This window comes from Pseudomonas sp. EL_65y_Pfl2_R96 (assembly GCF_963970905.1).
Lineage (GTDB): Bacteria > Pseudomonadota > Gammaproteobacteria > Pseudomonadales > Pseudomonadaceae > Aquipseudomonas.
In genome coordinates, this window is sequence record NZ_CAXAQH010000009.1 from 62,685 (window position 1) to 86,248 (window position 23,564).

Here is a 23,564-nt window from a genome sequence, read left to right on the forward strand (position 1 = left end):
TAAAGGAGTCATTTCAATGCCGTCCCTCGATAGCCTGAAAACCCTTAAAACGTTACAAGTCGACGACAAGACCTATCACTATTTCAGCCTGCCCGAAGCCGCCAAGAGCTTGGGTGATCTCGACAATCTGCCGATGTCGTTGAAAGTGCTGCTGGAAAATCTGCTGCGCTGGGAGGACGAGAAAACCGTTACCGGCGCCGACCTCAAGGCGATTGCCGCCTGGCTCAAGGAACGTCGCTCCGACCGCGAAATCCAGTACCGGCCCGCGCGGGTACTCATGCAGGACTTTACCGGCGTCCCCGCCGTGGTCGACCTCGCCGCCATGCGCGCCGCCATGGCCAAGGCCGGTGGTGACCCGCAGCGAATCAATCCGCTGTCGCCGGTGGACCTGGTGATCGACCACTCGGTGATGGTCGACAAGTTCGCAAGCAGTAGCGCCTTCGAACAGAACGTCGACATCGAAATGCAGCGCAACCACGAGCGTTACGCCTTCCTGCGCTGGGGGCAGAGCGCCTTCGACAACTTCAGCGTCGTGCCGCCGGGCACCGGCATCTGCCACCAGGTCAACCTCGAGTATCTGGGCCGCACGGTCTGGACCAAGGATGAGGACGGGCGCACCTATGCCTTCCCGGACACGCTGGTCGGCACCGACTCCCACACCACCATGATCAACGGCCTCGGCGTACTCGGCTGGGGTGTCGGCGGGATCGAATCGGAAGCGGCGATGCTCGGCCAACCGGTGTCGATGCTGATTCCAGAAGTGATCGGCTTCAAACTCACCGGCAAGCTCAAGGAAGGCATCACCGCCACCGACCTGGTGCTGACCGTAACCCAAATGCTGCGCAAGAAAGGCGTGGTCGGGAAATTCGTCGAGTTCTACGGCGACGGCCTCGCCGACCTGCCGCTGGCCGACCGCGCGACCATCGCCAACATGGCCCCGGAATACGGCGCCACTTGCGGCTTCTTCCCGGTGGACGAAGTGACACTGGAATACTTGCGTCTTTCCGGACGCACCCCGCAAACCGTGAAACTGGTGGAGGCCTACAGCAAGACCCAAGGCCTGTGGCGCCTGCCCGGCAAGGAGCCGGCGTTCACCGACAGCCTGGCTCTGGACATGGGCAGCGTCGAAGCCAGCCTCGCCGGGCCGAAACGCCCACAGGACCGCGTCTCGTTGCCGAACGTGGCGCAAGCGTTCACTGACTTTCTCGGCCTGCAATTCAAACCCTCCACCAAGGAAGAGAGCCGCCTCGAAAGTGAGGGCGGTGGAGGCGTTGCGGTGGGCAACGCTGATCTGGTCGGCGAAGCGGACTACCATCACGAAGGCCGTACGTATCGGCTGAAAAACGGCGCGGTGGTGATTGCCGCCATCACGTCCTGCACTAACACCTCCAATCCCAGCGTGATGATGGCCGCGGGGCTGGTGGCGAAGAAAGCCATAGAGAAAGGCCTCAAGCGCAAACCGTGGGTCAAGAGTTCGCTGGCCCCCGGTTCGAAAGTGGTGACCGACTACTACAAGGCGGCCGGCCTGACTCAATACCTCGATGAACTCGGTTTTGCGCTGGTCGGTTATGGCTGCACCACCTGTATCGGTAACTCCGGACCGTTGCCGGAGCCAATCGAAAAAGCCATTCAGAAAGCCGACCTGACGGTTGCCTCGGTACTCTCGGGCAACCGTAACTTCGAAGGTCGCGTGCATCCCTTGGTGAAAACCAACTGGCTGGCCTCCCCACCCCTGGTCGTCGCCTATGCGTTGGCCGGCACGGTGCGCATCGACATCAGCAGCGAGCCATTGGGTAACGACAAGGACGGCCATCCGGTTTATCTGCGAGACATTTGGCCGAGCACCAGGGAAATCGCCGATGCGGTGACTCAGGTGAACACCGCGATGTTCCACAAGGAGTACGCCGAAGTGTTTGCCGGCGACGAGCAATGGCAAGCCATCGAAGTGCCGCAGGCGGCGACTTATGTCTGGAACAACGATTCGACGTATATCCAGCATCCGCCATTCTTCGATGACATTGGCGGCCCTGCCCCGGTGGTCAAGGACGTCGAAAGGGCGAAAGTCCTCGCCCTGCTCGGAGATTCGGTGACCACCGACCACATCTCCCCGGCCGGCAACATCAAGACTGACAGCCCCGCCGGCCGTTACCTGCGCGAGCAAGGGGTGGAACCGCGGGACTTCAATTCCTACGGCTCCCGTCGCGGCAACCACGAAGTGATGATGCGCGGCACCTTCGCCAACATCCGTATTCGCAACGAGATGCTCGGCGGCGAAGAAGGCGGCAACACGATTTATATGCCGACCGGGGAGAAGCTGCCGATCTACGACGCGGCCATGCGTTACCAAGTGTCGGGCACACCGCTGGTGGTGATCGCCGGGCAAGAATACGGCACCGGTTCGAGCCGCGACTGGGCAGCCAAGGGCACCAACCTGCTGGGGGTCAAAGCGGTCATCGCCGAAAGCTTCGAGCGGATTCACCGTTCCAACCTGGTGGGCATGGGCGTGTTGCCGTTGCAGTTCAAGCTGGATCAGAACCGCAAGAGCCTGAACCTCACCGGCAAGGAAACCCTGGATATCCTTGGCCTGACGGGCGTCGAACTAACTCCGCGGATGAACCTGACACTGGTCATCACCCGTGAAGACGGCAGCAAGGAAAAGGTCGAGGTGTTGTGCCGGATCGATACCCTCAATGAGGTGGAGTACTTCAAGGCTGGAGGGATTTTGCACTACGTGTTGCGGCAGTTGATTGCCTCGTAACGCCCTTGCTGACATCGACACCGCCTTCGGGCGGTGTTCTTGTTTACGCGGTGTACGGTTCTATAATCGCGCGCCCAATCATTTTGTATCGATCACAAATCAAATGCGGGAGCGAGCTTGCTCGCGAAGGCGGTGTGTCAGACAACGAAGAGGTTGAATGTTAAACCGCTCTCGCGAGCAAGCCCGCTCCCACAGAAACTGAGGCAATCCGCAGATTCTCTGAAACAAGGATTTCAAATGATCGCTCTGCCATGGATCTATCTGGCACTTCTCTCCATTGGCTATAGCCTGGCTTTGATCTACGGCCATCTCGGCTGGCTGGCCGCTATCTCTTTCGGGTTGCTGCTGTTTGCCGGCTTCGCCGTTCGCCAACAACAGATTCCGCTTGGCCGCTACCTCGGCCACGGCTTGTTCATCGTTCTGGCGGTAGCGCTGGCAATGCACTGGCTTCCCGGCTTCTACAACGGTCGCGCCATCGATCCCCAACGTTTCACCGACGATGCCGTGCCGTTCGCCATGTACCTGAATCAGGACAAACCCCTGATCGGCTTCTGGCTGTTGCTGGTTTGCCCGTGGATTATCGGCCGGCGTTCGCTGCGACTGGCCGTTTATGCCACCGCCCTCGCCCTGACCGTAAGCGCCGTGCTGGCCTTGGGTGGCGCGCTGTTGCTGGGCGTGATCAGTTGGGCGCCGAAGTGGCCGGATCAAGCCTGGCTGTGGGTGCTGAACAATCTGTTGCTGGTGACGCTGGTGGAAGAAGCGCTGTTTCGCGGCTACATCCAGGGCGGTCTGAGCCGGCACTTCAAACACCTGCCTTATGGCGAAAGCCTCGCGCTGGTGCTCGCATCAATGCTGTTCGGCCTCGTTCATCTGGGCGCTGGCTGGCAATGGGTGTTGCTGGCGAGCCTGGCGGGGCTCGGCTACGGCCTTGCCTACCGTTTCGGCGGGTTGGGCGCGGCCATCGCCACCCATTTTGGTTTGAATTTGCTGCATTTCGGGCTGTTCACTTATCCGATGCTCGCCGGGTGACGCAATGATCGTTTTGCGACGCGTCACTGATTATTGAAAAAAAACCTCAATAAGTTCCTGACGATGCCGATAACCGCTCAAAGCCTTGCGGATTGAGAAAGCCATGCGTAACAACCAGCCCATTACACAACGCGAACGGACCTTCCCGGCTCAGCAACGGTTGATTTCCACCACCGATGCCAAGGGCTTGATCACCTACTGCAACGATGCTTTCGTCGAAATCAGCGGGTTTTCTCGTGAGGAACTGATCCGTGCGCCGCATAACCTGGTCCGTCACCCCGACGTCCCGGCTGCGGTGTTCGCGCACATGTGGGGCACACTGAAACAAGGCTTGCCATGGATGGGCATTGTCAAGAATCGCTGCAAGACCGGTGACCACTACTGGGTTAACGCCTATGTCACACCGGTGTTCGATGGCAATCAGGTGATCGGTTACGAGTCGGTGCGGGTCAAACCCACCGCCGAGCAGATCCGCCGTGCCGAAGCGCTCTACCAACGCATCAACCAGGGCAAGTCAGCCGTTCCTCAAACGGATAAGTGGTTGCCGGTACTTCAGGACTGGCTGCCGTTCATACTGATCAGCCAACTGAGCTTCATGATTGGCGCCACGTTGACGTCGCAGTGGGGCTTCGCCCTCGCCGCCGGCCTCTCGGTGCCATTGGGTTTGATGGGCTTGAGCTGGCAACAGCGCGGTATCAAGCGTCTGCTGCGCCTGGCCGAGCAGACCACGTCCGACCCGCTGATCGCGCAGATGTACACCGATAGCCGCGGTGCCCAGGCGCGTCTGGAGATGTCGATCCTCAGCCAGGAAGCACGCCTGAAAACCTGCCTGACCCGCCTGCAGGACACCGCCGAGCATCTGACGGAGCAAGCGAAGCAGTCCGACGCCCTGGCCCACAACAGCTCCACGGGCCTGGAACGTCAACGGGTCGAAACCGAGCAGGTGGCGACCGCCGTCAATGAGATGGCCGCCACCACTCAGGAAGTTGCCAGCCACGTGCAGCGCACCGCTGACGCCACTCAGGAAGCCAATCGCCTGACCGGTCGCGGTCGCGATATCGCCGGGGAAACCCGCGAAGCTATTCAGCGCCTGTCGGCGGTGGTCGGTGAAACCGGCCTGACGGTCACGCAACTGGCTAAAGACAGTAACGAAATCGGCGGTGTGGTTGATGTGATCAAAGGCATCGCCGACCAGACCAACCTGCTGGCCTTGAACGCCGCGATTGAAGCCGCGCGTGCCGGTGAGATGGGCCGTGGTTTTGCGGTGGTGGCCGACGAAGTTCGCCAACTGGCGCAACGCACCAGCGAATCCACCGGGCAGATCCACGCCCTGATCGCCAAGCTGCAACAGACCGCCGGCACGGCGGTGCAAACCATGGAGGCTGGCCATCGCCAGGCCGAAGAAGGTGTGGCACGGGTATTGGAAGCGGATCAGGCGCTGGTGGGCATCAGCGAAGCCGTGGCCCACATCACCGACATGACCACTCAGATCGCTGCCGCTACCGAAGAGCAAAGCGCTGTGGCCGAAGAAATCAGCCGCAACATCAGCAACATCTCGCAACTGGCTGACCAGACCTCGGAACAGGCACAGAACTCGGCGCTGTTGAGCGAGGAACTGACCAAGACCGCGAATACCCAGTATTCGTTGGTGGAGCGGTTTAACCGCTGATCAGTGACAGCAAAACGAAAACCCGGACGGTGAAAACTTCCGGGTTTTTTATTGCCATTCTGAAAATAGTGACGCCTGTCCGGGCCCCTTCGCGGGCAAGCCCGCTCCCACAGGGTTTTGTATTGATCATAAAAATCGAGCGACACCGCCAGTCACTGTGGGAGCGGGCTTGCCCGCGATGAGGCCCCGGCAGGCACTGCAAATCTTACTGTAGAAATTCCGCAACCTTCCTCGCCGCAGCCGCCAAATGCTGCTCATGGGTAAACCCCGAAGCCTTCAACGGCTTCAAATCATGGTCCCCTGCCGTCAGCCAGAACACCTCGATAGCCGGGGCCAATGCGTAAGCCTCCACGGCTTCACGATTACCCAACGCATCCCTCTCCCCCTGCACGATCAACGTCCGGGTTTTCAGAGCCGCCAAATGCTCGACCCGCGGCTTCTCCGGTTTGCCCACCGCATAAAACGGATAACCGAGACACACCAGCGCATCCGCTTCCAGCTCATCGGCTAAAAGACTGGCCATCCGCCCGCCCATGGACTTGCCGCCAATGGCCACACGCCCAGTGACATGGCGTCGCACCAAGGCATACACCTCGCGCCAGCACTCCAGCAATTTCGGCGCCGGGTTCGGCGGGCGCTTGCCGCCATCGGCACGGCGCTGGGCCATGTACGGAAACTCGAAACGCAACACATTGACCCCATGTGCAGCAAGGCGCACAGCCATGTCGCTCATCCAGCCACTGTCCATCGGCGCACCGGCGCCATGAGCGAGAATCAGTGTCGCCGAAGCCGGCGCCGAGGCCGCATTCCACAACCATCCATGATCCCGCACGCACTGCGCCCATTGATCCCCGTCAATACTGGCCTTGTGCTGTTTGTCCATGCTTGCCTCGCTTTTAGTCTGCCTATAACTCCAGGCGAAGGGAGCGTTGCCTTGCGCAAACGCTCTCACTTCGACTGAACCGTGGATGGGGAACCATGAACACTTCTATCAGTACCGCCTACAACTACAAGGTGGTCCGCCAATTCGCCATTATGACGGTGGTATGGGGCATCGTCGGCATGGGGCTCGGGGTTTTTCTCGCCGCCCAGTTGGTCTGGCCTGAACTCAACTTCAATCTGCCATGGACCAGCTTCGGGCGGTTGCGTCCGCTGCACACCAACGCGGTGATCTTCGCCTTCGGCGGCTGCGCCTTGTTCGCCAGTTCTTTCTATTCGGTGCAACGCACCTGCCAAGCCCGTTTGTTTGCGCCGAAAATCGCCGCGTTCTGCTTCTGGGGCTGGCAACTGGTGATCCTGCTGGCGGCCATCAGCCTGCCGCTCGGTTACACCAGTTCCAAGGAATACGCCGAACTGGAATGGCCGATCGACATCCTGATCACCATCGTCTGGGTGGCCTATGCCATCGTGTTTTTCGGCACGATCATGCAGCGCAAGACCAAACACATCTATGTCGGTAACTGGTTCTTCGGTGCGTTCATCATCACCGTGGCGATCCTGCACATCGTCAACAACCTGGAATTGCCGGTGAGCCTCACCAAGTCCTACTCGGTGTACGCCGGTGCGACCGATGCCATGGTGCAGTGGTGGTACGGACACAACGCCGTAGGCTTTTTCCTCACCGCCGGTTTTCTCGGGATGATGTACTACTTCGTGCCGAAACAGGCCGAGCGTCCGGTGTATTCCTATCGCCTGTCCATCGTGCACTTCTGGGCGCTGATCACCCTGTACATCTGGGCCGGCCCCCACCACTTGCATTACACCGCACTGCCGGACTGGGCGCAGTCGCTGGGCATGGTGATGTCGCTGATCCTGCTGGCGCCGAGCTGGGGCGGGATGATCAACGGCATGATGACCCTGTCGGGGGCCTGGCATAAGTTGCGCAGCGACCCGATCCTGCGTTTCCTCGTGGTCTCCCTGGCGTTCTACGGCATGTCGACCTTCGAAGGGCCGATGATGGCGATCAAAACGGTCAACGCCCTCTCCCACTACACCGACTGGACCATCGGCCACGTTCACGCCGGCGCGCTCGGCTGGGTGGCGATGATTTCCATCGGCGCGCTGTACCACATGATCCCGAAAGTCTTCGGCCGCGAGCAGATGCACAGCACCGGCCTGATCAATGCGCACTTCTGGCTGGCGACCATCGGCACCGTGCTGTACATCGCCTCGATGTGGGTCAACGGCATCGCCCAGGGCCTGATGTGGCGCGCCGTCAACGAGGACGGCACGCTGACCTATTCCTTCGTCGAAACCCTGGTGGCCAGCCACCCAGGCTTCGTCGTACGGCTGGTGGGCGGTGCGATCTTCCTCAGTGGCATGTTCCTGATGGCTTACAACACCTGGCGCACCGTGCGGGCCTCACAGCCTGCCGAAGCCGCCGCTGCTGCGCAGATCGCCTGAGGAGTCCGCCATGAAACACGAAACAATCGAGAAAAACGTCGGCCTGCTGCTGTTGCTGATGGTGCTGGCCGTGAGCATCGGCGGCCTGACCCAGATCGTCCCGCTGTTCTTTCAGGACGTGACCAACAAACCGGTGGAAGGCATGAAGCCCTACACCGCGTTGCAACTGGAAGGTCGCGACATTTACATCCGCGAAGGCTGCGTCGGTTGCCATTCGCAGATGATCCGCCCGTTCCGTGCCGAAACCGAGCGCTATGGCCACTACTCGGTGGCCGGGGAAAGTGTGTGGGATCACCCGTTCCTTTGGGGTTCGAAACGAACCGGACCTGATTTGGCGCGAGTGGGCGGTCGCTACTCCGAAGACTGGCATCGCGCGCACTTGTACAACCCGCGCAACGTGGTGCCGGAGTCGAAGATGCCGGCCTACCCGTGGCTGGTGGCCAATCCGGTCGACAGCAGCCACACCGAAACCAAGCTCCGCGCCATGCGTACTCTCGGCGTGCCGTACACCGATGAGGACATCGCAGGCAGTGTCGAGTCGCTCAAGGGCAAGACCGAAATGGACGCGCTGGTTGCCTACCTTCAAGTGCTCGGCACTGCCATCAAGAGCAAGAGGTGAGCCCCATGGTCTTTGAAATGAGCAGTGGAATGATCCGCGGCCTGGGCACGGTCGTGGTGTTCGTGGCCTTCGTCGGCCTGACGCTGTGGGTGTTCAACGGCAAGCGCGATCCGGCATTCGCCGAAGCGCGCCTGCTGCCGTTCGCCGACGAACCGCAACAAGGCAACGCCACCACCCAAGAACCTGCAACAACAAGGAGTACCCGGCCATGACCACCTTCTGGAGTACGTGGATCTGCGTACTGACCATCGGCAGCCTGATCGGCCTGACCTGGCTGCTGATCGGCACGCGCCGAGGGGAAACCAAGGGCAGCACCGACCAGACCATGGGCCACAGTTTCGACGGCATCGAGGAATACGACAACCCGCTGCCGCAGTGGTGGTTCATGCTGTTCGCCGGCACGCTGGTGTTCGCCGTGGGCTACTTGATCCTTTACCCGGGCCTGGGCAACTGGAAAGGCATCCTGCCGGGTTACGAGGACGGCTGGACTGGCGTCCACGAGTGGGAAAAAGAGATGAACAAGGCTGACGCGAAGTTCGGACCGATCTTTGCCAGGTTTGCGGCCATGCCCGTGGAAGAAGTTGCCAAAGACCCGCAAGCGCTGAAAATGGGCGGTCGTCTGTTTGCGTCCAATTGCTCGGTGTGCCACGGCTCGGATGCCAAGGGCGCGTTCGGCTTCCCCAACCTGGCGGACAGCGATTGGCGCTGGGGCGGGGGCGCCGAGACGATCAAAACCACGATCATGGGCGGTCGCATGGCTGCGATGCCGGCGTGGGGTGAAATCCTCGGGGACGCGGGCGTGAAAAACGTCGCGGCGTATGTGCGTCACGAACTGGCCGGCCTGCCCTTGCCGGAAGGCAGCACCGCCGATCTGCAAGCCGGACAGCAAGTGTTCAGCACCACCTGCGTAGCCTGTCATGGGGCAAACGGCCAGGGCACTGAAGCCATGGGCGCGCCGAATCTGACGCACCCGGCCGGTTTTATCTACGGTACTAGCCTGGCGCAACTGCAACAGACTATTCGCCATGGCCGCCAGGGCCATATGCCAGCGCAAAACGAACTGCTGGGCAACGACAAAGTGCAATTGCTGGCCGCTTACGTGTACAGCTTGTCCCACGGAGTCAGCACCGAGCGTTTGCAGGCACAAGGCAAAAGCGAATAATTTTTGACCGCTCTACTGCCGCATTCTGCGGAATGCGGCAGTTCCCTGCCTCTTTGCGACCCATTGTCGCACCCTCCCATTCCCCTTCCTTTCGGTTCACCAGATTCGGGTCTAAGCTTCCTCGGTGCGGACTGGCATGAGTCGGTTCCAGGTCGATTTTACCCGATGTGTTCGACGATTCTGCTCGATGACAGGCCGCAAAGGCTGGTAGATACCGGCTGTCGCGCACATTGCCGTCTGTCCCTCGATCTTTGCGTTTGAACACACACCGTTACATCTGACCTGACCCCTTCGCTTTTTTCATCCGCTGCGACATTTTGTCAGAGGGCAATTTTGTCCTTACGCGGCGCATGGAAAGGCCGCAGAATCAGCTTTTGAAAGCATTGACCCAGGTCATGGCGCGTTGCAATGACCCCCCGCTTTCTACATACTTGCGGCCGATTTTTACTCCTAATAAAACACCCAAACCGTGGAACCTTAGAATGAGCACAGCAATCAGTCCGACTGCTTATAACTATAAGGTAGTCCGCCAGTTCGCCATCATGACGGTGGTCTGGGGGATCCTTGGCATGGGGCTTGGTGTCTTCATCGCCTCACAGCTCGTATGGCCGGAATTGAACTTCGGTCTGCCGTGGACGACTTTTGGACGCTTACGCCCGTTGCACACCAACCTGGTGATTTTCGCCTTCGGTGGTTGTGCCCTGTTTGCCACTTCCTATTACGTCGTGCAGCGAACCTGCCAAACGCGACTGATTTCCGACAGCCTCGCGGCCTTCACCTTCTGGGGTTGGCAAGCGGTGATCGTCGGCGCGATCGTTACCTTGCCGCTGGGTTACACCACCACCAAGGAATACGCGGAACTGGAATGGCCTCTGGCTATTCTGCTGGCCATCGTCTGGGTCACCTACGGTCTGGTGTTCTTCGGCACCATCGTCAAGCGCAAGACCAAGCACATTTATGTCGGTAACTGGTTCTACGGTGCTTTCATCGTCGTGACCGCGATGCTGCACATCGTCAACCACATGTCGCTGCCGGTCAGCCTGTTCAAGTCCTACTCGGCCTACTCGGGCGCGACGGACGCGATGATCCAGTGGTGGTACGGCCACAACGCCGTGGGCTTCTTCCTGACCACCGGCTTCCTGGGGATGATGTACTACTTCGTGCCGAAACAGGCCGAGCGTCCGATCTACTCCTATCGCCTGTCGATCGTGCACTTCTGGGCGCTGATCACCCTGTACATCTGGGCAGGCCCCCACCACCTGCACTACACCGCACTGCCGGACTGGGCTCAGTCCCTGGGCATGGCGATGTCGATCATCCTGCTGGCACCAAGCTGGGGCGGCATGATCAACGGCATGATGACCCTGTCGGGCGCCTGGCATAAGCTGCGCACCGACCCGATCCTGCGTTTCCTCGTGGTATCGCTGGCGTTCTACGGCATGTCGACCTTCGAAGGCCCGATGATGGCCATCAAGACCGTCAACTCGCTGTCGCACTACACCGACTGGACCATCGGCCACGTTCACGCCGGCGCGCTCGGCTGGGTAGCGATGATCTCGATCGGCGCGATCTACCACATGATCCCGAAACTGTTCGGTCGCGCGCAGATGCACAGCATCGGCCTGATCAACACGCACTTCTGGCTCGCGACCATCGGTACCGTTCTGTACATCGCGTCGATGTGGGTCAACGGCATCACCCAAGGCCTGATGTGGCGTGCAATCAACGACGACGGCACCCTCACCTACTCGTTCGTCGAAGCGTTGCAAGCCAGCCACCCTGGTTTCATCGTTCGCGCCCTGGGCGGTGCGTTCTTTGCCAGCGGCATGCTGTTCATGGCCTACAACGTGTTCCGTACCGTTCGTGCCTCGGACCCGGTTGAAGCCGAAGCCGCCGCCAAGATTGCTGTAGTTGGAGCTCACTGATGAAGCATGAAGCAGTCGAGAAGAACATTGGCCTGCTGGCCTTCTTCATGGTTATCGCCGTCAGCATCGGCGGCCTGACCCAAATCGTTCCGCTGTTTTTCCAGGACGTCACCAACAAGCCGGTCGAGGGCATGAAGCCTCGCACCGCCCTTGAGCTGGAAGGCCGCGACGTGTACATCGCCAACGGTTGTGTCGGCTGCCACTCGCAGATGATCCGCCCGTTCCGTGCTGAAACCGAACGTTACGGCCACTACTCGGTCGCCGGTGAAAGCGTTTGGGACCACCCGTTCCTGTGGGGTTCCAAGCGCACCGGTCCGGACCTGGCCCGTGTCGGCGGTCGTTACTCCGATGACTGGCAGCGTGCGCACTTGTACAACCCGCGCAACGTAGTGCCTGAGTCGAAAATGCCGGCCTACCCGTTCCTCGTGGAAAACAAGCTCGACGGCAAAGACACCGCCAAGAAAATGGAAGTCTTGCGCACGCTCGGCGTCCCTTACACCGACGAAGACATCGCCGGCGCCAAGGATGCTGTGAAGGGCAAAACCGAAATGGACGCGCTGGTGGCCTATCTGCAAGGCCTGGGCACCATCATCAAAAGCAAACGGTGATTTAGATGGATATCGGGATGATTCGTGGCCTGGGCACCGTTGTTGTGATGGTGGCCTTCATCGGTCTGGCGTTGTGGGTGTTCAGCCCCAAGCGCAAGTCGGAGTTTGAAGACGCGACCTTGCTGCCTTTCGCGGATGATCCCGAAGCCATCAAGCACGTCGAGCAAGCTTCTAGGAGTAACAAAGAATGACTACGTTCTGGAGTCTGTACGTCACAGTCCTCAGTCTCGGCACCATCTTCGCCCTGACCTGGCTGCTGCTGTCCACCCGCAAAGGTCAGCGCGCCGAGCAGACCGACGAGACGGTCGGCCACTCCTTCGACGGGATCGAGGAGTACGACAACCCACTGCCGAAATGGTGGTTCATGCTGTTCGTAGGCACCATCATCTTCGCCTTGGGCTACCTGGTCCTGTATCCGGGCCTGGGTAACTGGAAAGGCCTGCTGCCGGGTTATAACTACCTCGATAACGACAAGCAGACCGCGTTCGCCAACGGCCAGACCGGCTGGACCGGCGTCCACGAGTGGGAAAAGGAAATGCTCAGGTCGGACGCCAAATTCGGCCCGATCTTCGCCAAGTTCGCTTCCATGCCGATCGAAGACGTGGCAAAAGACCCGCAAGCCCTGAAGATGGGTGGCCGCCTGTTCGCCTCCAACTGCTCGGTCTGCCACGGTTCCGACGCCAAAGGCGCCTACGGTTTCCCGAACCTGACCGACGCCGACTGGCGCTGGGGCGGCGAAGCACAAACCATCAAGACCACTATCATGGGCGGTCGTCACGCCGTGATGCCAGCCTGGGCTGAAGTGATCGGCGAACAAGGCGTGAGCGACGTTGCCGCTTACGTGCTGACCACCCTCGATGGCCGCAAGCTGCCGGAAGGCGCCAAGGCTGACCCGGTTGCCGGCCAGAAGCTGTTCGCTGCCAACTGCGTGGCGTGCCACGGTCCGGAAGGCAAAGGCACCCCAGCCATGGGCGCCCCCAACCTGACCCACCCGGCGGCGTTCATCTACGGTTCGAGCTTCGCTCAACTGCAGCAGACCATCCGTTACGGCCGTCAGGGCCAGATGCCTGCGCAAGAACAGCTGCAAGGCAACGACAAGGTTCACCTGCTGGCCGCTTATGTCTACAGCCTGTCTCACGGTGAGAAGGCTTCGGCGGCGGATGCCCAGTAAGACACGCGTTTGATGCAATAAAACGGCCCCGCCCATGAAAATCGGCGGGGCTTTTTTTGTCTCGGCAATGTGCTCATGACTTGAGACAAATGCTCAATAGACTCGAACTTCAGTGCCCTATAGCGTTCATTCCCACCCCGATAACCAACGTCAGGGCCAACTTACATGGAAGAACTACATGTCAAAGAATGACGACAACACTATGCATGACGACTTTGAACCAGCGCTTCAAGACGCTGTAGACGTTGAACCTGAAGACTCAACGACAGGTGCGAGCGCGCAAAATGCTCGAATCAGGTCTTTCACCCACATAACTGACGTAGATGACGCCAATGGCGTAGATAAAAAACGTGGTAACGGCAGTGGTCTGGATAACCTGGGAGGTGGCAGGCTGCCCTGATTCCCGGCACCGACCACCAAACAGTGACCGAAGCCACAAAAACGGCCCCCTCATCTGATGGGGCCGTTTTCGTGCAAGCCGACAGCGTTAAAGGTCGTGATCTCCGAAGCGGGTGACCACAAGCAGGGGTGAGCGATTTTCAGTCCAGCGGTGCTGCACTGATCAATCCATGGGCCAAATGAGCTCGCCGCCCCTTCAAAACCGACCATAATTCACAAGTCAATTGATTCAAGTCACTACACTGTCAGTTGATTTCCACCAACGTGACCAAAGGTCGCACCCTTGTGCCAGAGCGACAGGCGTATCATTGCGCCACTGCAACACCTCTTTTTGACCGCGGTTGGCACGTACTGACCGGGGCATTTTTCCACTGCCGTGGGATGCAATGATGAGCAATCAGATTCCGGTACACGACGTCACTCCGCCTGCCAAGAACGCGAACAACAGCGTCGACCTCTACGCCTCTCGAGAAAAGATCTACACCCGCGCCTTCACCGGCCTGTTTCGCAACCTGCGGATGATGGGTGGTGCCGCGCTGTTTCTGCTGTATTTCGGCACGGTGTGGCTGAACTGGGGCGCTCATCAAGCCGTCTGGTGGAACCTGCCAGAACGTAAATTCTTCATTTTTGGCGCGACCTTCTGGCCTCAGGATTTCATCCTGCTCTCGGGCATTCTGATCATCAGTGCCTTTGGCCTGTTCTTCATTACCGTGTATGCCGGTCGTGTCTGGTGCGGCTACACCTGCCCGCAAAGCGTCTGGACCTGGATCTTCATGTGGTGCGAAAAGGTCACCGAAGGCGACCGCAACCAGCGCATCAAGCTCGACAAGGCGCCGATGAGCGCCAACAAATTCCTGCGCAAATTCAGCAAGCACACGATGTGGCTGCTGATCGGTTTCGTGACCGGCATGACCTTCGTCGGCTACTTCTCGCCGATTCGCGAACTGGTGATCGACTTCTTCACAGGCGAAGCCGATGGCTGGTCGTATTTCTGGGTCGGTTTCTTCACCCTCGCCACTTACGGCAACGCCGGTTGGTTGCGCGAGCAGGTGTGCATTTACATGTGCCCGTACGCACGCTTCCAGAGTGTGATGTTCGACAAGGACACGCTGATCGTCTCCTACGACCCGCGTCGTGGCGAGAGCCGTGGCCCGCGCAAGAAAGGCATCGACTACAAGGCTCAGGGCCTGGGCGATTGCATCGACTGCACCATGTGCGTCCAGGTCTGCCCCACCGGCATCGACATCCGCGACGGCCTGCAAATCGAATGCATCGGCTGCGCGGCGTGCATCGATGCCTGCGACAGCATCATGGACAAGATGGATTACCCGCGCGGCCTGATCAGCTACACCACCGAGCACAACCTGTCGGGGCAAAAAACCCATAAACTGCGCCCGCGCCTGATCGGCTATGCCCTGGTGTTGCTGACCATGATCGCGTTGCTGGTGACCGCGTTCTTCATGCGCTCGCTGGTCGGTTTCGATGTCAGCAAAGACCGCGTGTTGTATCGCGAGAATGCCGAAGGCCGGATCGAAAACGTCTACAGCCTGAAGATCATGAACAAGGACCAGCGCGACCACACGTACGTGCTGGAAGCCACCGGCCTGCCGGACCTCAAGCTGCAAGGCAAGCGTGAGATCAAAGTCGCCGCCGGGGAAATTTTCAGCCAGCCGGTCGAGTTGTCCAGTGCGCCGGAGCAACTGCCGTCGAGCACCAACGAGGTGAAATTCATCCTCAAGGATGCCGACGACGCCAACGTCCACGTTGAAGCCAAGAGCCGATTCATCGGCCCACAAATTCGTTGAGAGAAATGATCATGCCCGCAGCAACTGCCGCAAGCCCCTGGTACAAGCACCTTTGGCCGTGGATCATCATCGCCATCCTGGCCTGCTCGGTGACCTTGACCCTGTCGATGGTGATCATCGCGGTGAACAACCCGGACAACCTGGTCAACGATAACTATTACGAGGCCGGCAAAGGCATCAACCGCTCCCTGGACCGTGAACTGCTGGCCCAGACCCTGCAACTGCGTGCCAGCGTGCACCTGGATGACGTGACCGGCGAAGTCGATCTGCGCCTGAGCGGCAACAGCCAGCCCAAAACCCTTGAGCTGAACCTGATTTCACCCACCCAGCCGGAGAAAGATCGCAAGATCACCCTGGCCCGCAGCGAAACCGAACAGGGCCGCTACATCGGCCAGTTGAGCGACAAGGTTGAAGGCCGCCGTTTCGTCGAATTACTGGGCGTGCAGGATGACAAGATCTGGCGCATGTTCGAGGAAGAACAGGTCAGCCATGCCAAGGATCTGCTGCTCGGTGATGAGCCGTTGCAAGGCGCGGAAGACCTGAAAAAATAAAGTCGCGCTTCGCGCATCGCGAGCAGGCTCGCTCCCACAGTAGATCTGCGGTGTACATGCATTTTGTGCACGGCATAGATCAAATGTGGGAGCGAGCCTGCTCGCGATGAGGCCCTCCCGGACGATATAGATTCCAGCTCATGAGTACCCCAACCCCCTGCTACCACTGTGCCCTGCCCGTCCCGGCCGGCAGCCGCTTCACGGCCGCCGTCCTCGGGGATACCCGCGAGTTCTGTTGTCCGGGTTGCCAGGCGGTGGCCGAGGCCATCGTGGCCGGTGGGCTGGAAAGCTATTACCAGCATCGCAGCGAAGCCTCGGCCAACCCCGAAGCATTACCGGTGCAATTGGTGGATGAGCTGGAGCTCTATGATCGCGCCGATGTGCAGCAACCCTTTGTTCGTCACGAAGGCGAACTCGCCGAAACCACCCTGTTGATGGAAGGCATCAGTTGCGCCGCCTGCGGCTGGTTGATCGAAAAGCATCTTCGCAGCCTCCCGGCAGTGGCCGAAGCACGCTTGAATTTGTCCAACCATCGTCTGCATGTACGCTGGGCCGATGCGCAATTGCCATTGAGCCAAGTGCTCAGCGAATTGCGCCACATCGGTTACGCCGCCCACCCTTATCAGGCCGACCGCGCCAGCGAACAACTGGCCAGCGAAAACCGCCTGGCCCTGCGTCAACTCGGGGTCGCGGGGCTGCTGTGGTTCCAGGCGATGATGGCGACCATGGCCACCTGGCCGGAATTCAACATCGACCTCAGCCCGCAGCTGCACACCATCTTGCGCTGGGTCGCGCTGTTTCTGACCACCCCGATCGTGTTTTACAGCTGCGCGCCGTTCTTCAAAGGGGCGATGCGCGATCTGCGCACCCGTCACCTGACCATGGACGTTTCGGTGTCGCTGGCGATCGGCAGTGCTTACATCGCAGGGATCTGGACCTCGATCACCGGGGTCGGCGAGCTGTATTTCGATGCGGTGGGGATGTTTGCGCTGTTCCTGTTGGCCGGGCGCTATCTGGAACGCCGCGCACGGGAACGCACAGCCGCCGCAACCGCACAACTGGTCAATCTGTTGCCCGCCTCCTGCCTGCGGCTGAGTGCTGACGGCCAGAGCGAGCGAATTCTGCTCAGCGAATTGCGCGTGGGCGATCAGGTGCTGGTGCATCCCGGCGCGACTCTGCCAGCCGACGGCAAGATCCTCGACGGCCAGTCGAGCATCGACGAATCCCTGCTCACCGGCGAATACCTGCCACAACCACGAACCCTGGGCGATGCCGTCACCGCCGGCACCTTGAACGTTGAAGGTGCACTGACCGTGGAAGTCTTGGCGCTGGGTCAGGACACGCGCCTGTCGGCCATCGTCCGCCTGTTGGATCGCGCCCAGGCCGAGAAGCCCCGACTGGCGGAAATCGCCGACCGCGCCGCGCAGTGGTTTTTACTGCTGACGCTTATCGCAGTGGCCGCCATCGGCCTGCTCTGGTGGGAACTGGACTCATCGCGAGCGTTCTGGATTGTCCTGGCGATGCTGGTTGCCACCTGCCCATGCGCTTTGTCCCTGGCCACGCCGACCGCCCTCACCGCCGCCACCGGCACGCTGCACAAACTGGGGCTTTTGCTGACGCGCGGCCATGTACTGGAAGGCCTGAACCAGATCGACACGGTGATTTTCGACAAGACTGGCACCCTCACCGAAGGTCGCCTGGCCTTGCGTTCGATCCGCCCGCTTGGGGCCCTGGCCAGTGATCAATGCCTGAGCCTCGCCGCCGCCCTGGAAAACCGCTCCGAACACCCGATCGCCCGGGCGTTTGGCCGCGCGCCGCTGGCCGCCGAAGAAGTCCACAGTACGCCGGGCCTGGGGCTTGAAGGGTTGGTCGGTTTACAACGCCTGCGCATTGGCCAACCGGGGTTTGTCTGCGAGCTCAGCGGTGCTCAAGTGCCGGTGATGCCCGATGAGCCCGGCCAATGGCTGCTGCTCGGCGACAGCCAAGAGCCGCTGGCGTGGTTCGTGCTCGACGACCGTTTACGCGCCGACGCACCCGCCCTGCTGGCGGCGTGCAAGGCGCGCGGCTGGCGCACACTGCTACTGTCCGGCGACAGCTCGCCGATGGTCGCCAGCGTCGCTGCCGAATTGGGCATCGACGAGGCCCGTGGGGGCTTGCGTCCGGACGATAAATTGCAGGTGCTGCAACAGCTGCACAAGGAAGGCCGCAAGGTGTTGATGCTCGGCGACGGGGTCAACGACGTACCGGTGCTGGCCGCCGCCGACATCAGCGTGGCGATGGGTTCGGCCACCGATCTGGCGAAAACCAGTGCCGACGCGGTGCTGCTGTCGAACCGCCTCGATGCGCTGGTGCAAGCCTTCAGCCTGGCTCGTCGCACCCGCCGGGTCATCATCGAGAACTTGCTGTGGGCAGCGCTGTACAATGGCCTCATGTTGCCGTTCGCCGCCCTCGGCTGGATCACTCCGGTATGGGCCGCAGTCGGCATGTCCATCAGTTCGTTGACCGTGGTGCTGAATGCCTTGCGCCTGACTCGCCTGCCGTGCGCGCCGGCTGCCGGCACCACGCCAGAAACCCGTCCGCTGCCGGCCTGAGCCGCACGGGCATGGAGTCCAGATGCCAGCTCTCTACGTGATGATCCCCGCCGCGCTGCTGATCGTGGCCATCGCTATCTACATCTTCTTCTGGGCGGTCGATAGCGGTCAGTACGACGACCTCGACGGCCCGGCCCATAGCATTCTGTTCGACGACCAGGACCCGAACCACAAGGCTGCGGTCGACGAGGCCAGCGGCCATCCGGCCAAACCGGACGACAAGGCGCCGCCCCATGCTTGAATTGGCGCCACTGCTGGTGTCGGCGCTAATCCTCGGCCTGCTCGGTGGCGGACATTGCCTGGGCATGTGCGGTGGCTTGATGGGCGCGCTGACCCTGGCGATCCCCAAGGAACAACGCAGCCGACGCTTTCGATTGTTGCTGGCCTACAACCTGGGGCGAATTCTCAGCTATGCCGCTGCCGGCCTGCTGATCGGCCTGGCCGGCTGGGCCGTGGCCAATAGCCCGGCGGCAATGTTCATGCGCATCCTCGCCGGGCTGCTGTTGATCGCCATGGGGCTGTACCTGGCCGGCTGGTGGAGCGGCCTGACCCGCATCGAAAGCCTCGGTCGCGGCCTGTGGCGGCATATCCAGCCGATTGCCAACAGGCTACTGCCGGTATCGAACCTGCCCCGCGCCCTGCTGCTGGGCGCGCTGTGGGGCTGGCTGCCGTGCGGGCTGGTTTACAGCACATTGCTGTGGTCGGCGAGTCAGGGTAATGCGCTGGACAGTGCGTTGCTGATGCTGGCATTCGGGCTGGGCACCTGGCCGGTGCTGCTCGCCACAGGGCTGGCGGCCGAGCGCGTCACGGCACTGCTGCGCAAACGCAGTGTGCGCATGACCGGCGGCTTGCTGGTGATGGTGTTCGGTATCTGGACCTTGCCGGGGCCGCATCAGCATTGGCTCATGGGCCACTGACCTGTGGCGAGGGAGCTTGCTCCCGCTGGGGCGCGAAGCGACCCCAAGAAATGGGACTGCTGCGCAGTCCAGCGGGAGCAAGCTCCCTCGCCACAGAAACCCACCACAACCACCAACCACCGTTGATTCAAATCAAGATGCCTCAACGCCGCCACCCCTAGACTCGCCGACACTGCCAGCCTATCCGGGGGAATGCCCGCATGCTCGACGCCATTCGTTGGGACACAGATCTGATCCGCCGTTACGACCTGGCGGGACCGCGCTACACCTCGTATCCGACCGCCGTGCAATTCGACAGCCAGGTCGGCACCTTCGATCTGTTTCATGCCCTGCGCGACAGCCGCAAGGCCCTGCGGCCGCTGTCGCTGTATGTGCACGTGCCGTTCTGCGCGAACATCTGCTACTACTGCGCCTGCAACAAAGTCATCACCAAGGACCGCGGCCGCGCCCTGCCCTATTTGCAGCGCCTGGAACAGGAAATCCAGCTGATCGCCTGCCACCTCGACCCCACGCAGAAAGTCGAGCAACTGCATTTCGGCGGCGGCACGCCAACCTTTCTCAGCCACGACGAACTGCGCCAGTTGATGGCTCAGCTGCGCAAGCATTTCAATCTGCTGAATAACGATTCCGGCGACTATGGCATCGAGATCGACCCTCGCGAGGCCGACTGGTCGACCATGGGCCTGCTCCGGGAACTGGGCTTCAACCGGGTCAGCATCGGCCTGCAAGACCTCGACCCGGCGGTGCAACGAGCGGTCAATCGCCTGCAAAGCCTGGAAGAAACCCGCGCCGTGATCGACGCCGCCCGAACCCTGCAATTTCGCTCGATCAACATCGATCTGATCTATGGCCTGCCGAAGCAGACGCCCGAGAACTTCGCCCGTACCGTCGACGAAGTCATCAGCCTGCAACCGGATCGGCTCTCGGTATTCAACTACGCCCATCTGCCGGAACGCTTCATGCCGCAACGGCGAATCAACGGCAACGATCTACCGGCGCCGGCGCAGAAGCTGGAAATGCTCCAGCGCACCATCGAACAGCTGACAACCGCCGGTTACCGCTACATCGGCATGGACCATTTCGCCCTGCCCGACGATGAACTGGCGATTGCTCAGGAAGAATCGACCCTGCAACGTAACTTCCAGGGCTACACCACCCACGGTCATTGTGATCTGATCGGTCTGGGGGTATCGGCCATCAGCCAGATCGGGGATTTGTACTGCCAGAACAGCAGCGACCTGACCCAGTACCAGAACGCTTTGGCGTCTGCGCAACTGGCCACCAGCCGTGGCCTGGTGTGCAACGCTGACGATCGCTTGCGCAGAGCAGTGATTCAGCAACTGATTTGCCATTTCAGCCTGGAATTCACGGAAATCGAGCAGGCCTTCAATATCGATTTTCGTGGTTATTTCGGTGAACTTTGGCCACAGCTGCAGGACATGGCCGAGGACGGGCTGATTAAGCTGAACAACGATCGAATCACCGTACTCCCCGCAGGCCGGCTGCTGGTGCGCTCGGTGTGCATGGTGTTCGACGCGTATCTGGAACACACCAATCGCCAGCGTTTTTCACGAGTTATCTAGACCCCCTATGGCTAAATTGTCGCAGGCTGGCCCGAATGTCCTCCCGTAGGGTACCCTTACGGCTTATGTGTGTTTTCCCACAAGGATTAAAGAAATGTCCGAGCCAGTAAAACTGCGCGCTCATAACCAGGCCCATTGCAAGGATTGCAGCCTGGCCCCTCTCTGCCTTCCACTTTCTCTGAATCTGGAAGACATGGATGCGCTGGACGAAATCGTCAAACGTGGCCGACCGCTGAAAAAAGGCGAGTTCCTGTTTCGCCAGGGCGACACGTTCGATTCCGTTTATGCAGTACGCTCCGGCGCCCTGAAGACCTTCAGCCTGAGCGATGGCGGCGAAGAACAGCTCACCGGTTTCCATTTGCCGAGTGAACTGGTCGGCCTGTCAGGCATGGACACCGAAAAACATCCGGTTTCGGCGCAAGCCCTGGAAACCACCTCGGTGTGCGAAATTCCTTTCGAACACCTCGACGAACTGGCCCTGCAATTGCCACAACTGCGCCGTCAGTTGATGCGGGTGATGAGCCGCGAAATTCGTGACGATCAGCAAATGATGTTGCTGCTGTCGAAGAAAACCGCCGACGAGCGCATCGCCACCTTCCTGGTCAACCTGTCGGCACGTTTCCGCGCCCGGGGGTTCTCGGCCAACCAGTTCCGGCTGAGCATGTCGCGCAACGAAATCGGCAATTACCTGGGCCTGGCGGTGGAAACCGTGTCCCGGGTGTTCACCCGCTTCCAGCAAAACGAACTGATCGCCGCCGAGGGCAAGGAAGTGCACATCCTCGACCCGATCCAGCTCTGCGCCCTGGCCGGCGGCTCGATCGACGGCTGATCCTGGCGACGGCGGCTGAGCGAAACGGTTCAGCCGCCGTTATACTGCGACGTTTGCAGCCCGCCAGGACACTTCGACGATGGTCATCGACTCCTTCGACATCAAATCCCTGATCCGCCCCGTGATCGACTTCCCCAAGCCGGGCGTGATCTTTCGCGACATCACCCCACTGTTCCAGTCGCCCACGGCCCTGCGCCTGGTGATGGACAGCTTTGCCCATCGTTACGTCGAGGCCGACTTCACCCACATCGGCGCCATGGATGCCCGTGGCTTTCTGATCGGTTCGATCCTGGCCTACCAGTTGAACAAGCCGCTGGTGCTATTCCGCAAGCAGGGCAAATTGCCCGCCGACGTGCTGGCCGAGGGTTATCAGACCGAGTACGGCGAAGCCTTCCTCGAAGTCCACGCCGACAGCCTGTGCGAGGGCGATTCGGTGGTGATGTTCGATGACCTGATCGCCACCGGCGGCACCCTGATTGCGGCGGCCAACCTGATCCGGCGCATGGGCGCGCGGGTGCATGAAGCGGCGGCGATCATTGACTTGCCGGAGCTGGGTGGCTCACAGCGCCTGGAAGACATGGGGATTCCGACGTTTTGCCTGACGCAGTTTGCGTTGAGCGATAAGTAACGCGAAGGCGTCAGTTTAGGCGCTACAAGGCAATCGGCTTACGCCCGGCAAACGAATGCGCCAATGTCCCGCCATCCACCAGTTCCAGCTCGCCACCCAACGGCACACCATGGGCGATGCGCGAGGCGATCAGGCCTTTGTTGCTGAGCAACTGGGCGATGTAATGCGCCGTGGCCTCGCCTTCCACCGTCGGGTTGGTGGCGAGGATAACTTCGGTAAACGTGCCCGCCTCTTCGATTCGCGCCATCAGTTGTGGAATGCCGATGGCTTCCGGCCCCAGCCCGTCCAGAGGCGACAAGTGACCCTTGAGCACGAAGTAGCGACCGCGGAAACCGGTCTGCTCCACCGCATAAACGTCCATTGGACCCTCCACCACACACAGCAAGGTGTCGTCGCGGCGTGAATCAGCGCATTGCGGGCACAGATCGTCTTCGGTCAGCGTGCGGCACAAGCGGCAGTGGCCCACCCCCTCCATGGCCTGGCTCAGCGCTTGGGCCAGTCGCAAGCCGCCGCTACGATCACGCTCAAGCAGTTGCAATGCCATGCGCTGGGCAGTTTTCTGACCCACACCCGGCAAAATTCGCAGGGCATCGATCAGTTGGCGAATCAAAGGGCTGAAGCTCATGGGGAAAAAGTCCGACATAACAACGAGACGCGGTTTATACCCGTGCCTCTGTTTAGCGTCAAATAACAGCGTCTCCTTGATCGACGAATCCGACCGAATAGGGAGCAGACCTTTGTGGGAGTGTCGCGTTCGATGTTCCGTCAGTTGTACCGAGGTGACTTCATCGCGGGCAAGCCACGCTCCCACAGGATTTAGGTGATCCCTGTGGGAGCGGGCTTGCCCGCGAAGGCTGCCTCACAGGCACCACACTTCCAACAGACAGAAACAAAAATGCCAGGCGCGATGCCTGGCA

At 60.5% G+C, this 23,564-nt stretch carries 22 protein-coding genes; 20 read left to right on the top strand and 2 right to left on the bottom strand.

The features are described 5' to 3' along the window. The first annotated feature begins 16 nt into the window (after positions 1 to 16). The 3 genes from acnA (at position 17) to AACY49_RS12165 (ending at position 5,456) form a co-directional block, all read left to right on the top strand. Positions 17 to 2,758, top strand: a complete 2,742-nt coding sequence (acnA, locus tag AACY49_RS12155) for an aconitate hydratase AcnA (RefSeq protein WP_339523948.1) — start codon at positions 17 to 19, stop codon at positions 2,756 to 2,758. 237 nt (positions 2,759 to 2,995) lie between these two features. Further along, a complete protein-coding gene (locus AACY49_RS12160; RefSeq protein WP_258696733.1) occupies positions 2,996 to 3,787 on the top strand; it encodes a CPBP family intramembrane glutamic endopeptidase in 792 nt (263 codons plus the stop codon). Between the two features lie 103 nt (positions 3,788 to 3,890). Next, entirely contained in the window at positions 3,891 to 5,456 is a 1,566-nt protein-coding gene (locus tag AACY49_RS12165) for a methyl-accepting chemotaxis protein (protein ID WP_258696734.1), read from the top strand. Positions 5,457 to 5,661: 205 nt separating this feature from the next. On the opposite strand, the gene AACY49_RS12170 is transcribed toward AACY49_RS12165, so the two are convergent. Continuing rightward, a complete protein-coding gene (locus AACY49_RS12170; protein ID WP_339523952.1) occupies positions 5,662 to 6,339 on the bottom strand; it encodes an alpha/beta family hydrolase in 678 nt (225 codons plus the stop codon). 95 nt (positions 6,340 to 6,434) lie between these two features. Between AACY49_RS12170 and ccoN (AACY49_RS12175) the strand changes: the two genes are divergently transcribed. From ccoN (AACY49_RS12175) to AACY49_RS12255, 17 genes are all read left to right on the top strand, one after another. Beyond that, a complete protein-coding gene (ccoN, locus tag AACY49_RS12175; RefSeq protein WP_258696736.1) occupies positions 6,435 to 7,859 on the top strand; it encodes a cytochrome-c oxidase, cbb3-type subunit I in 1,425 nt (474 codons plus the stop codon). Between the two features lie 10 nt (positions 7,860 to 7,869). Next, positions 7,870 to 8,478 carry a cytochrome-c oxidase, cbb3-type subunit II gene (gene ccoO, locus AACY49_RS12180; protein ID WP_258696737.1) on the top strand — a complete coding sequence of 203 codons (609 nt, stop codon included), beginning with the start codon at positions 7,870 to 7,872 and terminating at the stop codon, positions 8,476 to 8,478. Positions 8,479 to 8,483: 5 nt separating this feature from the next. Beyond that, entirely contained in the window at positions 8,484 to 8,690 is a 207-nt protein-coding gene (locus tag AACY49_RS12185; protein WP_258696738.1) for a cbb3-type cytochrome oxidase subunit 3, read from the top strand. After that, a complete protein-coding gene (gene ccoP / locus AACY49_RS12190) occupies positions 8,687 to 9,640 on the top strand; it encodes a cytochrome-c oxidase, cbb3-type subunit III (RefSeq protein WP_258696739.1) in 954 nt (317 codons plus the stop codon). Before AACY49_RS12185 ends, ccoP (AACY49_RS12190) begins: the two co-directional genes overlap by 4 nt. A 482-nt stretch (positions 9,641 to 10,122) precedes the next feature. Beyond that, positions 10,123 to 11,565 (top strand): cytochrome-c oxidase, cbb3-type subunit I, encoded by a 1,443-nt coding sequence (gene ccoN, locus AACY49_RS12195; protein WP_258696740.1) that lies wholly within the window; start codon positions 10,123 to 10,125, stop codon positions 11,563 to 11,565. After that, the gene (gene ccoO, locus AACY49_RS12200; RefSeq protein ID WP_009042961.1) at positions 11,565 to 12,173 is read left to right on the top strand and encodes a cytochrome-c oxidase, cbb3-type subunit II; all 609 of its coding nucleotides are present in this window, start codon (positions 11,565 to 11,567) and stop codon (positions 12,171 to 12,173) included. Before ccoN (AACY49_RS12195) ends, ccoO (AACY49_RS12200) begins: the two co-directional genes overlap by 1 nt. Positions 12,174 to 12,178: 5 nt before the next feature. Beyond that, entirely contained in the window at positions 12,179 to 12,364 is a 186-nt protein-coding gene (locus AACY49_RS12205; RefSeq protein WP_003175465.1) for a CcoQ/FixQ family Cbb3-type cytochrome c oxidase assembly chaperone, read from the top strand. Then, positions 12,361 to 13,344, top strand: coding sequence for a cytochrome-c oxidase, cbb3-type subunit III (ccoP, locus tag AACY49_RS12210; protein ID WP_258696741.1), 984 nt, complete (start codon positions 12,361 to 12,363; stop codon positions 13,342 to 13,344). Before AACY49_RS12205 ends, ccoP (AACY49_RS12210) begins: the two co-directional genes overlap by 4 nt. Positions 13,345 to 13,522: 178 nt before the next feature. Then, positions 13,523 to 13,744 (top strand): hypothetical protein, encoded by a 222-nt coding sequence (locus tag AACY49_RS12215; protein ID WP_258696742.1) that lies wholly within the window; start codon positions 13,523 to 13,525, stop codon positions 13,742 to 13,744. Between the two features lie 388 nt (positions 13,745 to 14,132). Beyond that, entirely contained in the window at positions 14,133 to 15,548 is a 1,416-nt protein-coding gene (ccoG, locus tag AACY49_RS12220) for a cytochrome c oxidase accessory protein CcoG (protein WP_258696743.1), read from the top strand. A gap of 11 nt (positions 15,549 to 15,559) precedes the next feature. Then, the gene (locus tag AACY49_RS12225; protein ID WP_258696744.1) at positions 15,560 to 16,099 is read left to right on the top strand and encodes a FixH family protein; all 540 of its coding nucleotides are present in this window, start codon (positions 15,560 to 15,562) and stop codon (positions 16,097 to 16,099) included. 140 nt (positions 16,100 to 16,239) lie between these two features. Beyond that, positions 16,240 to 18,690, top strand: coding sequence for a heavy metal translocating P-type ATPase (locus tag AACY49_RS12230; RefSeq protein WP_339523958.1), 2,451 nt, complete (start codon positions 16,240 to 16,242; stop codon positions 18,688 to 18,690). 22 nt (positions 18,691 to 18,712) lie between these two features. Further along, entirely contained in the window at positions 18,713 to 18,931 is a 219-nt protein-coding gene (ccoS, locus tag AACY49_RS12235) for a cbb3-type cytochrome oxidase assembly protein CcoS (protein WP_007905420.1), read from the top strand. Continuing rightward, on the top strand, positions 18,924 to 19,607 hold the full coding sequence (locus AACY49_RS12240; protein WP_258696746.1) for a sulfite exporter TauE/SafE family protein: 684 nt from the start codon (positions 18,924 to 18,926) through the stop codon (positions 19,605 to 19,607). The genes ccoS and AACY49_RS12240 overlap by 8 nt, the downstream gene beginning before the upstream one ends. Positions 19,608 to 19,807: 200 nt before the next feature. Beyond that, positions 19,808 to 21,190, top strand: a complete 1,383-nt coding sequence (hemN, locus tag AACY49_RS12245; RefSeq protein WP_258696747.1) for an oxygen-independent coproporphyrinogen III oxidase — start codon at positions 19,808 to 19,810, stop codon at positions 21,188 to 21,190. 94 nt (positions 21,191 to 21,284) lie between these two features. Further along, a complete protein-coding gene (gene fnr, locus AACY49_RS12250; protein ID WP_258696748.1) occupies positions 21,285 to 22,019 on the top strand; it encodes a fumarate/nitrate reduction transcriptional regulator Fnr in 735 nt (244 codons plus the stop codon). A 79-nt stretch (positions 22,020 to 22,098) separates the two neighbouring features. After that, complete coding sequence (locus AACY49_RS12255; protein ID WP_320391229.1) at positions 22,099 to 22,647, top strand: adenine phosphoribosyltransferase; 549 nt, start codon at positions 22,099 to 22,101, stop codon at positions 22,645 to 22,647. A gap of 22 nt (positions 22,648 to 22,669) precedes the next feature. Here the strand turns inward: AACY49_RS12255 and recR are convergent, their stop codons facing one another. Beyond that, on the bottom strand, positions 22,670 to 23,272 hold the full coding sequence (gene recR, locus AACY49_RS12260; RefSeq protein ID WP_258696750.1) for a recombination mediator RecR: 603 nt from the start codon (positions 23,270 to 23,272) through the stop codon (positions 22,670 to 22,672). Positions 23,273 to 23,564 lie beyond the last annotated feature (292 nt).